General features: G+C 74.0%; 10 protein-coding genes. 3 read left to right on the forward strand and 7 right to left on the reverse strand.

The annotated features are described in order from the left end of the window. Positions 1–54 precede the first annotated feature (54 nt). The 6 genes from ACRAKH_RS31015 to ACRAKH_RS31040 form a co-directional block, all read right to left on the reverse strand. On the reverse strand, positions 55–1,278 hold the full coding sequence (locus ACRAKH_RS31015) for a hypothetical protein (RefSeq protein WP_447009460.1): 1,224 nt from the start codon (positions 1,276–1,278) through the stop codon (positions 55–57). Beyond that, positions 1,275–2,669, reverse strand: coding sequence for a protein phosphatase 2C domain-containing protein (locus ACRAKH_RS31020; RefSeq protein WP_447009461.1), 1,395 nt, complete (start codon positions 2,667–2,669; stop codon positions 1,275–1,277). Before ACRAKH_RS31020 ends, ACRAKH_RS31015 begins: the two co-directional genes overlap by 4 nt. 148 nt (positions 2,670–2,817) lie before the next feature. Further along, complete coding sequence (locus ACRAKH_RS31025; RefSeq protein ID WP_380728681.1) at positions 2,818–3,894, reverse strand: hypothetical protein; 1,077 nt, start codon at positions 3,892–3,894, stop codon at positions 2,818–2,820. Further along, positions 3,891–6,104: a hypothetical protein gene (locus ACRAKH_RS31030; RefSeq protein WP_447009462.1), complete on the reverse strand. Its 2,214-nt coding sequence runs from the start codon at positions 6,102–6,104 to the stop codon at positions 3,891–3,893. The genes ACRAKH_RS31025 and ACRAKH_RS31030 overlap by 4 nt, the downstream gene beginning before the upstream one ends. After that, the gene (locus ACRAKH_RS31035; protein WP_380728677.1) at positions 6,101–6,883 is read right to left on the reverse strand and encodes a hypothetical protein; all 783 of its coding nucleotides are present in this window, start codon (positions 6,881–6,883) and stop codon (positions 6,101–6,103) included. The genes ACRAKH_RS31030 and ACRAKH_RS31035 overlap by 4 nt, the downstream gene beginning before the upstream one ends. Positions 6,884–7,077: 194 nt before the next feature. Further along, the gene (locus ACRAKH_RS31040) at positions 7,078–7,698 is read right to left on the reverse strand and encodes a Crp/Fnr family transcriptional regulator (RefSeq protein WP_380728675.1); all 621 of its coding nucleotides are present in this window, start codon (positions 7,696–7,698) and stop codon (positions 7,078–7,080) included. A 276-nt stretch (positions 7,699–7,974) separates the two neighbouring features. Here ACRAKH_RS31040 and ACRAKH_RS31045 point away from each other — a divergent pair, with 276 nt between their 5' ends. From ACRAKH_RS31045 to ACRAKH_RS31055, 3 genes are read left to right on the forward strand one after another with little or no spacing between them, the layout of a single operon-like run. Beyond that, positions 7,975–8,625, forward strand: coding sequence for a DUF1707 SHOCT-like domain-containing protein (locus tag ACRAKH_RS31045; protein WP_380728673.1), 651 nt, complete (start codon positions 7,975–7,977; stop codon positions 8,623–8,625). Between the two features lie 58 nt (positions 8,626–8,683). After that, on the forward strand, positions 8,684–9,070 hold the full coding sequence (locus ACRAKH_RS31050) for a hypothetical protein (protein WP_380728671.1): 387 nt from the start codon (positions 8,684–8,686) through the stop codon (positions 9,068–9,070). Next, entirely contained in the window at positions 9,070–11,274 is a 2,205-nt protein-coding gene (locus tag ACRAKH_RS31055) for a bifunctional polysaccharide deacetylase/glycosyltransferase family 2 protein (protein ID WP_447009463.1), read from the forward strand. Before ACRAKH_RS31050 ends, ACRAKH_RS31055 begins: the two co-directional genes overlap by 1 nt. A gap of 3 nt (positions 11,275–11,277) precedes the next feature. Here the strand turns inward: ACRAKH_RS31055 and ACRAKH_RS31060 are convergent, their stop codons facing one another. Next, the gene (locus ACRAKH_RS31060) at positions 11,278–11,844 is read right to left on the reverse strand and encodes an RICIN domain-containing protein (protein ID WP_380729774.1); all 567 of its coding nucleotides are present in this window, start codon (positions 11,842–11,844) and stop codon (positions 11,278–11,280) included. Positions 11,845–11,899 lie beyond the last annotated feature (55 nt).

Genomic DNA, 11,899 nt, shown 5'->3' on the forward strand with positions numbered 1-11,899 from the left:
GTTTCCTTTCGGCGGCGTGGCGTGGCGGGCGGGTGGCGGTGGTGGTGGTCGTCCTCAGAAGATCGCGCCGATCAGCGCGACGATCCCCCAGACCATCAGGCCGAGGATGACCAGCGCGACGATGCCGATCCCCCAGTACGACCCGCCCGAGGGCGCGGGAGGCGCGGGCCTGGCCGGGGCGGGGCGGACGCTCGGGGTCGGACGGGTGGACGGGGTCGGACGGGTGGACGGGGCCGGGCGGGCGGGCGTCGAGGGACGGGACGGCGCCGCCGGGCGCGGGGCGGCGGGAGCGGGGCGGGTCTGCCCCGGCGTCGGCGTCGAGGGACGGGCGGGAGCGGCGCGTCCCACCGGCTTCCAGCCCACGACGTGACCGTTCGGGTCGGCCGGCGCGGCGCCCGGCGCGGACGTCCCGCTCTGCGACAACGCGTCGCGAATCCGGGCCACCGAGGGCCGGTCGGTCCGCCGGCGCGCCGTCACCACCTGGTTGAGGGTCTGGCCGACCACGGCCTTGCCCTCGGCGGCGGACACGCGCAGGACGGCCTCCAGCGCGGGCGCGATGTCGCGCTCGCCGCTGAGGCAGCGGATCACCAGGAGCGCCAGGCGGAACCGGTCCGTGTAGTTGTCGACGTCGACGCCCTGCGGGGTGAGCGGGTCCTCCCAGTTCACCGTCTTCACCCACGGGCGTTGGCCGAACGAGCACCCGTCGACGTCGATGAGGTACCCGCGGAACTCCGTGGGGCTCCACAACGCGTTGGCGTAGGACCAGTCCGCGTAGACGACCGACTCCCGTTCGAGGATCGCCGCGACGGCCGCGATGTCCTGGCACACCCGCAACCGCTGCGCGAACGTGGTGCGCGGCAGCCCTCGGGTGGCCTGCTGCTCCGGCGTCTTCGCCAGCCAGTCGACCGCGAGCGGCTTGACGTCGCCGACGCCGGTGAGGCTGGTCAGGGCCGCGCCGAACTTCGTGGGCGCGCGCGGGATGAGCACGCCGACCGTGTCCGTGCCCCGCACCACCCGCGACAACGGCCAGCAGCTCGCTTCGCGCAGCCGCCGGACGTCGTCCGCCCCGAGCCTGCGCGGCAGCGCGATCAGCCGGTCCAGCCGCTCGGCCTCGGCGGGCACGCACCGCTCCGGCCGGTAGCGCTTGAACAGCACGAGCGGGTCGCGGACCAGCGGGACGATCTCCAGCGACTCGCCGTCGTCCTTGCTCAGCGGCTCGCCGAGCGGGCCGAGCGTGCCGAGGTCCACCACCGCCGAGTAGCTCTTGGACGTCGTCATCCCCGGCCCCCGCACCAGACGACGACCGCCGTGCGGTCGTCCAGCTGACCCGGACCCTCGAAGTTGACGTCGAGCAGGAACGACGCGAGGTTCGGCGGTCGCCGCCACCGCTCGGCGAACCACCGCGCGCCGGCCGTGCTGTCGCTGATCACGTCGCCCACGCCGTCGGTCAGCACGGCCAGCACCCCGCCCGGCGGCACGTCGGCGGACTCCACCACGACGCTGCGGGCGTGGTGCGGCAGGAACGCGTCCAACGCGTTGCGGTCGAGGCCGTGCTTCTCCGCACCCGCCTGCCGCACCCACCGCGACCCGTGGCGCAGCCACGCGCTCACGTCGGCCAGCGAGGCGAGCCGGACCCGCCGTTCGCCGCCCGGCCCGGTGGGTCCGGTGGGCACGACGGCGACGATCAACGCGGTCAGCACCTCGTCCGGCTCGCAGCCGAGCTGGGTGGCCGCGCCGACGACGTGCTTGGCGACCGTGGTGAACAGGTCGACGAAGTCCAGCTCCTCCGGGTGGCGGCCCGCGTCCAGTTGGCGGCGCACCAGGTCGACCGCGGCCCGGACGGCGACGGTGGCCCCGATGTCGGACCGGGCCGCCGCGGACATGCCGTCCGCCACCGCGACCACCAGGTGCCGGCCCGCCGCGTCGCGGCCGAGCCGGTAGGCGTCCTGCCGGGCGGTGGCGGGTTCGGTGCAGCGGTGGTCGGGGCCGACGACGGACGCGGCGCGCACGTCGAGGTCGCCCAGCCGGACCTCGTCGGCGGCCAGGCCGGGTTGCGACGGCTCGACCGGCAGGTACCACGGCAGCCGGGCGGCCTTGGGCGAGCCGCCGAGCACGGGCGGGACCATGAGCGCCGGGTCGGCCGCGGTGAAGTCCCGCACCGGGTCGCGCGTCGGCTTGGCCGGCCCGGCAGGAGGCAAGGCAGGCGGCAAGGCGGGTGGCGGTTCGGGTGGGGACACCGCGAGGGGCGTGGTCTGCCGCCCCTTGGGGTGGGACCGGTGCGGGAACTGGTCCGTCGGCGGCGCCATCTGGTCGTACGGCTCCACTCGGGACCGCCCGGACGGCACGTTGGCCGGCCAGGTGCTCGGCGCCGGCTTGCTCTGCGGCAGTCCGCTTTGCGACAGCCCGCTCTGCGACAGCCCGCTCTGCGGCAATCCAGCCGGCGGCAATCCACCCGGCGGCGGTCCACTCTGCAGCGGTCCACCCTGCGGCGGCCGCTCGGCGGACCAGGGCGACCGGGTCTTGCCGACGCCCGCGTCCAGACCCCGGTCGCGCTCGTGCGCCACTCCCTGCTGGCCCACGGGCGGCACGCCGCGCGGCGGTGTCACCGCGTGCGTGCCGTCGACCGGCCCCGGCGTCCCGAAGAACCGCCCGAAGACCCGGTCGAACAAGGTCGACCACGCTCCCCCGGCCCGTTCGCCCGCCGGCACGTCCCCCGGCGACCGTTCCCCCGGCGACCGTTCTCCGGCAACCCGTTCCCCGCCGGACCGCTCCCCCGCCGGCCGGCCGTCCCTCGACCGGTCGCCCTCGGGCCGCCCGCTACTTGTTGTCGCCAACCGGCTTCCACCCCGTCACGCCCCCGCTGGGGCTCCCCTTGGACTCCTGCGGGCCGGATCGGCCGGGCTGCGGCGCCGGGGCGGCGACCCCGTGGGCGTTCACCCCGGGGCCGTTCACCGCCGGTCCGTTCACGGCCGGGGCCTCGACCACCGGCACGGCGTTCACGACGGGCGCCGGGCCGACCGCGCGCGGCCCGTTGAGCTGCGGCGGTCCCGTGTAGCCGCCCGCCAACGAGGTCGTGCTCTGCTGGATCAGCGTGCGGCTGAAGTCGTCCAGGTCGACGTCCTGGATGATCTTGCGCTCGACCAGGTCGCGCAGGAGGTCCATCCGACGCTGCTCGCTGGAGTGCCGGTCCTGGGCGATCATCGTGATCAGCGAGGCGGTGTCCTCCTTGTGCTTGGTCAGGTGCAGCACCAGGAGCGCGTTGTCGCCGTCGAGCGCACGGCGGGTCGCCTCGATCCGCCGCTGCTCGATCTCGCTCTCGTAGCCGGTGTTCCGGTGCTCCTGCAACAACCTCCGCGTCGTCTCGTCCAACGTGAGCCGCGCCGCGAACCGGTGCACGGTGATGCCCTCGGGCAGGTCGCGCGGCCCCGCGCCGAGGGTGCGGTTCACCTCCTCGTCGGCGTCCGCGCACTGCTCCACCGGGTAGCGCCTGCTGATCTGGCGCATCTCGGCGAGCAGCGTCGACCGCACCAGCGCGAGGCCGTCCACGACGTTGCGGGCCACCACCTTCACCGGGTCGGTGACGCGCCAGCCGATGTCCATCACGCCCTGGAACTCGAACGCGTCGTTGCGCGCCGGCAGCGTCACCGCCTCGGAGTGGAAGTGGTCCGCGATGTTCACGTCGTAGCGCCTGCGGTAGCGGCCCATCGCGCCCAGCTGCGGCGCCGGGACGAGCCGGCCGTCGGCGAGCAGGCACACCACCGCGATCCCGGCGGGCTGCAGCGGTCGCTTGCGGAAGAGCGAGGACGGCACCTCGTCGTGGGCGTGCACGAGCCGGACGGCGTGGTGGGCCTGCGGCTGAGCCGGGAAGGCCGATGGCTGTTGCGGGTTGTTCACCTGTGGGTCACCCCTTGCGGCAGCACGGCGAGCAGTTCCCTGGCGGTGCGCTCGGCCTTGGTCTTGGAATCCGGTTTCGTCCACCGGGGAACGTGCCTGCGCAGGCGCGCGGGCACCCGGCTGTGCACGCACGCGGACGTGACGAGCCCGACGAACGCCTGTCGCGCGGACTCGTCGCGCTCCACCATCGCCGCCCACTCGTCCAGCACGGTGAGCGCCAGCTCGCTGAACTCGGCCGAGTTCAGCGACCAGCCCCACAGCCCGGCGAGCACGCGGTGCAGCTCGCGGTCGCAGTACGCCAACCACAGCAGCGTCGGCCAGGTGACCGGACCGCGCGCGGACGGCCGCTCGACCACCAGGTCCGCGGCGACGAACATGAACGCCAGGTGCGCCACCACGGGCCGCAGGTCCTGCCGACTGGCCGACCAGACGCGGATCAGGCCGAGCACCGGGCCGGCCGCCGCGCCGTCCCGCGCGGCGACCAGGTCGGTCAGGCTCAGGCACACCGCCTCGACGACGTCGAAGTCGTCCTCCCCGGACAGCTTCTCCAACGCCCCGAGCGCGACGTCCAGCGGCACGAGCCCGGTGTTGGCGCCGTAGGCCCGCGCGGCGGTCGCCTTCAGCTCGGCGCTGCCCTGCGCCCACTCGGCGACCAGGTTGCGCACCGCGCCGGCGAGCGCGGGACCGTAGTCCTCGGCGGGGCCCACCAGGGCGATGGCCGCCGCCTCGCGGCGCTCCGGGTCGCGGCTGCGCGCCCACCGGGCCAGCACCTCGTGCCGCATGTGGTCGTACGCGATGGCGGTGAGCACGCCGACCGCCGTCGCCGCGCGGATGCGGACCGTCTGGTCGGGGTGCCCGCCCAGGTCGCGCAGCCAGGCGATCACGCCGCCGCGCGCCCGGTCGTGCTCCTGCCACACGTGCCGCAGCACCCGCACCGGGAACGTCGCGTCGGCGTACCGGACCACCTCGGCGGTCACCGTGCCGTACGGCGTGGTCACGTCGGCCTTGCCGACCCGCGCCCGCAGCGTCCGCAACCGGCTCGCCCGACCGTCGCCGAACGGGCTGGCCGCCTCCGGGACCGCCCTGGTCGCCACCGCCGTGCCGCCGGCCATGTCGAACTTGCGGTGCAGCTGGAGGCCGGTGTCGGCGACGGTCTCGTAGGGCAGGCCGTTGAAGATGGACAGGGCGATCGCGAAGCACTGGAGGTGCAGGTCGTTCAGGCCGTTGAACCAGCTGGTGAAGTCCTGCTGGTCGGACCGCGTCAGGCGGTCCCGCACGCCGGCGACCACGTCGTCGGGCCGGTCGGCCTCGTCGGCGATCAGCCGGGCCAGGTCGGCGGCCTTGGCGAGCGGCACGTCGGGCGTCAGCTCGCGCTCCAGCAGCTGCCGGACGTCCGGGCGGCCGAGCAGCCGGTCCGCGAGGCCGGGCCGGTCCCGCAGCCGTCGGCGCAGGTGCTTGTCGAAGACGTCGCGCGGGTCGACGCGGGCGCCGAGGTCGACCACGTACCGGCTGATCCCGCCGTCGGTGAACGTCGTCTCCTGGCGGACGGTGACGATCATCCGGCCGCCGAGCCGGGCGACCTCGGCGGCCAGCCGTTCGAGGTCGAACGCGGTCAGCGCGGACGCCTGGGCGGGCGGCAGGTCGGCGAGCAGGTAGCCGGTGGAGCGGGCGAGGTCGCTCGCGGACAGCCCGCGCAGGCGGGTCTCCGGGTCCAGCCGCAGCACCGCGTCGGGCGGCTCGTGCGCGGTGAGCAGCCACAGCGCGTGCGCTTCCTTGCCCCACCCCTCGGGGGCGCGCAGGATGACCAGCCGCCGCTGCGCCCACGAGTGCGCCGCCGTCGCGTCGGACGGCGGCACGAACGTCTCCCGGCACTCGGCCAGGAACTCGGCGGCCAGCCGCATGGCGGCGAGGCCGGAGGTCGTCGGCTTGCCGTGGAAGACGTTGTAGACGTTGCCGTTGATGGCGTCGCGGAGGGACGCCTCGCCGTCGATCCGCAGGTCCCGCCCGAAGCTGCGCCGGGCCTCGCGGACCTGGTCGTTGCGCGCGGCGGAGGTGCCGGGGTTCGCCGCCGCGGCGCTGATGCCGAGGCCGACGTCGGCCGCGCTGCGCGACGGCGGCTCGGTGACGGGCGGCGCGGGGTGCTCGGGGGTCGACAGGTCCGGCGCCTTGACCGCGGCCGGCGGGTGGCCCGGCGGCGTCGGCTCGCTCATCGGTGTCCTTCGCCGTGGTAGTGGTTGGTCTGCGGGCCTTGGACGGCGTCGCGCATCCGCACGTGGCCGCCGATGGTGATGCCGCCGGCCGGGGCCGGCTGGACCGGCTGGGCCGGTTGGACCGCTCCCGCGACGGGTTGGGGCGCAACGGGTTCAGGCGCGACGGGCGCGGGGGCGGCGGCTTCGGGCTGGGCCGCCGCGACGTGCCCACCGCGGACGTGGACCCACGCGTGGCTGTCGACTTCCTTGGCCACGAACGGAACCCGCGTGAACCGGAAGTGGTCGACCAGCACCGGGTCCTGCTTCACCACCGACGTGAACCACAGGTCCGACACGACGAGCACGAGGTTCGCCGCCGGGTTGGCCGCGAGGACGTCCCGCGCCCGCTGGAGGTCGACCATCCGGCACGCGGTGTTGAGCTCGGTGCCGATCCAGCCGCGCTCGTCCCGGCTCACCTCGCCCGCGTGCAGCGCCACGCGCATCCGCATCCGCACGGACTCCGCGCTGCGCCGGTTGTAGCGGGTCAGCTCCCGGTCCAGCCCCTCCACGAACGTCTCGGTGATCTCGATCTTCGGCACGCTCGCCGGCACGAACAGGATGACGCTGTCGCCGCGGTCCTGCGTCTCGCACGCGGCCCAGTCGACACCGGCTTTCCGAACCGCTTCCCGCAGCACGCCGTACATCTGGTCGCGCAACCAGCGCTGGTCGTCGTCCGCACGCCGGCCGTAACGCTCGATGTCGACGATGACGAAAGAAACGTGAGCTGATCTCTTCTCCATGAGGAGTCGTGCACCTCCGACACCTGACCGGCGCGTTCGGGCACACCGAATTCGGCACGTCGGTGTGCCGGATGTTCGGTCCGCCGGGATTCGCCACCTGGATGGCCGCGCAATGCCTCCAACGACGCCACCGCGTGACGCCGACCCCTACTGTGTTACGCGATCCGTGCAATGACTCCGCACAACGGCGGAATTCACGTGGACAATCCGGCTACTTCTCGCAACCCCACGACGTCCAGCAGCCTGATGTGGCGATAACGCGCCTCGATCAGCTTCGCCGCCTGGAGGTCGGCCATGTGCTTCTCCACCGTGCGCTTCGCCAGGCCCGCCAGCGAGCCCAGCTCGACCTGGGTCAGCGACACGTCGAGCTCGCAGCCGTCGTCCACGACCCGCCCGTACCCGTCGGCGATCTCCAGGAGCACCTTGGCGAGCCGTCCCGCCGCCGACCGGGCCACGAAGTCGACCCGGCGCCGGTCCGACCAGCGCAGCCGCTCGGTGATCATCCGCGAGATCTCGTGCGCGGTGTCGGGCGAACGGCGGAGGAAGGCGTCGAACTCGACCCGCCCGACCACCCTCGTCCGGACGTGGCCGCACGCGATCACGGTGGCCGACCGCGCGCCGCCGTCGATGGCCGCGAGCTCGCCGACCAGGTCGCCGCCGACCCGGACGGCCAGCACCGCCTCCTTGCCCACCGCGGAGTCCACTACCACCTTCACCACGCCGTCCAGCAGCAGCACCACGTGGTTGTCGCGGTCGCCGTACCGGAGCAGCGATTCACCCGGCGGGTACGCGCGCGCCGAACCGAGTCGCAGCAACTCATCGCGGAATTCCGGACGCAGTCGGTGCAGCAATGTCGATGCGGGCCAATCGTCCTTCGCCGACACGGGTGGCGACACATCTCCTCCACGATGGGTGAACCGCCAAGGTTCACGTCGCCCGCGCCGAATGGCAAGGACCATTTCGGTGACATCGACGCCGGATTCCGGGCGCGTTGTCGGAATTCCCTTCCCGACCGCCGCCTCCGCGCCGACTCCCGACGACGTCCGCCCGACTCGTCGTCCCGAAGCCCGCGTCCTCCTAGACTCACCCTCGTGAGCGACGAGCTGGTGCCGGACCCCCGTCAGATGCGCGCCTCGGACGCCGACCGCGAGAAGGTCGCCAGAGTGCTCCAGCAGGCGCACGGCGAGGGCCGCCTGGACCTGCACGAGCTGGACGAGCGCCTGGGCGCGGTGTACGCGGCGAAGACGTACGGCGACCTCGTGCCGCTGACCGCCGACCTCGGCGTGCCGGCGCCCGCCGTGCTACCCCTGCCCGTCCAGCACAACGCGCCCGCCTCGCGCATCGGCGGGACGCCCGGCTCGACGGCCTCGTTCGCGTTCTGGTCGGGCGTGGACCGGCGGGGCGAGTGGGTGGTGCCGCCGACGCACACCGCGGTGGCGATCATGGGCGGCGTCCAGCTCGACCTGACCAAGGCCCGCTTCGCGCAGGGCGAGACCACGATCAACGCCTACGCCCTCATGGGCGGCGTGGAGATCATCGTGCCCGAGGACATCACCGTCCGGGTCGACGGCGTCGGCTTCATGGGCGCGTTCGAGGACCTCACCTACAAGGGCGCGCCGACCATCCCCGGCGGGCCGGTCGTGCGCATCACGGGCTTCGCGATGATGGGCGCCGTCGAGGTCAAGCGCCCCAAGAAGAAGAAGCTGAAGGGCAAGCAGCGGCACGACGAGCTGGAGGGCTAGTCGCGGGGACGGCCGGCGGCTACCCTTCGACGTCCCCGCCGCCGTCCCCTGCGAGCCCATGACCAGCCCCGTGTTCGTCGACCCGTCCGGCCGCCGCCGATGGGTCCTGCGCGTCGTCATCGGCGTTGCCGTGACCTGCGTGCTCGCCTACCTGACGTTGCTCGCCGTCGCCCTCGCGGGCGGCCCGGTGAACCGGTCCGCGCTGCTGCCCGTGCCGGAGGACGAGACACCGGTCGTCGCCACCACCGCGGCCGTCACCACGACGACCACCGCGCGGCCCGCCCGTCCGGTGACCGACGCCGAGACCACCCCCACGACCGACGACGTCGAGCCGACCACGACGGTCGGGACCACGGCCGCCCCGAAGACCGAGAAGCCGACCCAGGGCCGCCGGTCCGAGGCGCCGGGCGCGGCGAACCGGCCGACGTCCGCCGGCAAGGGCTGATGCGCGCCCACCTTCCGTCACCACGCGCGCACTGGCTGCTGCTGGCGCTGTCGCTGGTGGTCCTGCTCGCCTTCCTGCTGCTCGACGTCCTGGTGGTGCAGCGGGTCGGGCAGGGCGAGGCGCCGTCGGCCGGTCCCGCGGACCGGGTGCCCGACGCGGTCCGCACGGGCGGCCCGCTGATCGGCTCGGACGGCACCGGCCTGACGTCCCGCGCGGTGCCGGACGGCGCGGTCGTGCTGACCTTCGACGACGGCCCCGACCCGCACTGGACGCCGCAGGTGCTGGACGTGCTGCGGCGCAACAACGCGAAGGCCACGTTCTTCGTCACCGGGGTCGCCGCCGCGCGCCACCCGGAGTTGGTCGAGCGCATGGCCGACGAGGGCCACGAGGTGGGGCTGCACACGTTCACCCACGTCGACCTCGGCACGGTCGGCGAGGCGCGCACGGCGTTGGAGCTGGGCCAGACGCAGCTCGTGGTGGCCGCCGCGACGGGGCGGGCGAGCAGCCTCGTGCGGCCGCCCTACTCGGCCCGCCCGGACGCGCTGGACAACGACGACCTCGCCGCCGTGGAGCGGATGGTGGCGTCCGGGCACCTGGTGCTGCTGTCCACCCACGACACCGAGGACTGGCGCAACCCCGGCGTCGACGCGATCGTGGCCGCCGGCACCCCGTCCGACCGGCGCGGCGTGGTGCTGCTGGCGCACGACGGCGGCGGCGACCGGTCGCAGACCGTGGCGGCGGTGGAACAGCTGATCCCGAAGCTGCGCGAGCAGGGCCGCCAGTTCCGCACGGCCGGCGACGCGCTGGGCGTGCAGGTGCCGCGCGCGGCGAGCGCCGTGGAGCAGGCGGAGGGCACGGCGGTGTCGCTGGCCGTGCGCGCCGCCGCCGCGACCACCGAGCTGATGACGTGGCTGGTCGTCGTCTCCAGCGTGCTGGCGCTGCTGCGGGCGGCGCTGCTGCTCGGCACCACTGGCATCCACGCGCGCCGGGCCCGGCGGGTCGGCCGGCACGCGCGGCGGCTGCCGCGCCAACCCGTGACCGTGCTCGTGCCCGCGTACAACGAGGAAGCGGGCATCGAGGCGACCCTGCGCACCATCCTGGCGAGCACCGCGGACGTGCGGGTGATCGTGGTGGACGACGGGTCGACCGACCGCACCAGCGAGGTCGTCCGGTCCCTCGGCCTGCCCGGCGTGACGCTGATCCGGCAGGCCAACGCGGGCAAGGCCGCCGCGTTGAACACGGGCCTGGCGCACTGCCGCACCGAGCTCGTGGTGATGGTGGACGGCGACACGGTGCTGGAGCCGGACACCGTCGCCGAGCTGGTCGAGCCGTTCGCCGACCCGGACGTGGGCGCGGTGTCGGGCAACGCGAAGGTCGGCAACCGGGACGGCCTGCTCGGCCGCTGGCAGCACATCGAGTACGTGATCGGGTTCAACCTCGACCGGCGCATGTACGACGTCATGGAGTGCATGCCGACCGTGCCCGGCGCCGTCGGCGGGTTCCGGTTGAGCGCGTTGCGGCAGGTCGGGGGCGTGCCGGAGGACACGCTGGCCGAGGACACCGATCTCACGATGGCGTTGGAGCGGGCGGGCTGGGCGGTCACGTACCGCGAGTCGGCCCGCGCGTGGACCGAGGCGCCCGCCACGCTCGGCCAGCTGTGGCGCCAGCGCTACCGCTGGTGCTACGGCACGTTGCAGGCGATGTGGAAGCACCGCGGCGCGGTGCGGGAACGCGGCCTGGGCGGTCGGCTGGGCCGGCGCGGGCTGCCGTACCTCGCGCTGTACCAGGTCGTGCTGCCCGTGCTGGCGCCCGTGATCGACGTGTTCGCCGTGCTCAGCCTGTTCACCGACCCGGTGCGCGGCGCGGCGGCGTGGCTCGGGTTCCTGGTCCTGCAGCTGGTGCCCGCCGTGATCGCGTTCCGGCTGGACCGGGAGAGCCTGCGCCCGCTGTGGGCCGTGGCCCTCCAGCCGGTCGTGTACCGGCAGCTCATGTACCTCGTCGTGATCCAGTCCGTGATCACCGCCATCGCCGGCGCGCGGCTGCCGTGGCAGAAGCTGAAGCGCACCGGCACGGCGGCCCGGTACGCGCCCTCGGCGGTCGTGGTCGACGACGTCACCGAACCGCTGCACGTGGGCACGGCGGCGCAGCGCGCGCCCCGCCTCGCCGAGGACGACGAGGTCACGGCACCGCTGCGCCGCCGCTGACGGCTACTGCCCCTGCCAGTAGAAGTACTGGTGCTGGACGTCCCGGCAGTCCCACATCTGCACGGTGGTGCCCCGGCCGTGGTCGTAGATGTCCAGGCACAGGCTCGGGCTGCTCAGCGAGCGGTACCGGTAGGCGCCCTGGTAGGCCTCGCGCGTGAACTCCTGGGTCCTGGTCGAGTCACAGCGGTACTGGACGACCTGCACGCCCCGGCCCTTGTACGCGTCGAGGCACATGTTCAGGTTCGAGTACGGGCGCAGCCGCCAGTAGCCGTGGGGGCCGGTGGCGATGTCCCAGTCCTGGTTGTTCCAGCCGTTGCACCACCACATCTGGATCTGCGGACCGCCGCCCGCGTTGTAGACGTCGAGGCACTTGCCGTTGGCCTCGGGCGCCTGGCTGATGATGGCGAGGCCGCTCAGCTCCCGCTCCTGCTGCCCCGGCCGGACCTGCCCCGACTGGACCTGCCCCGGCTGAACTTGCGCCGACTGGTCGTCGGCGGGCTTGGCCGGCTGCGCCGCCGCCTCCGCCGCCCCCGCGAACGCCGCGACGCCGAGCAGCGCCGCCAACAGCACTCTGGTTAACCGTCCTGACACGTGGTGCCCCCTTCGGTTGCCGATGGGGTGGATG

Source organism: Saccharothrix hoggarensis, assembly GCF_052936025.1.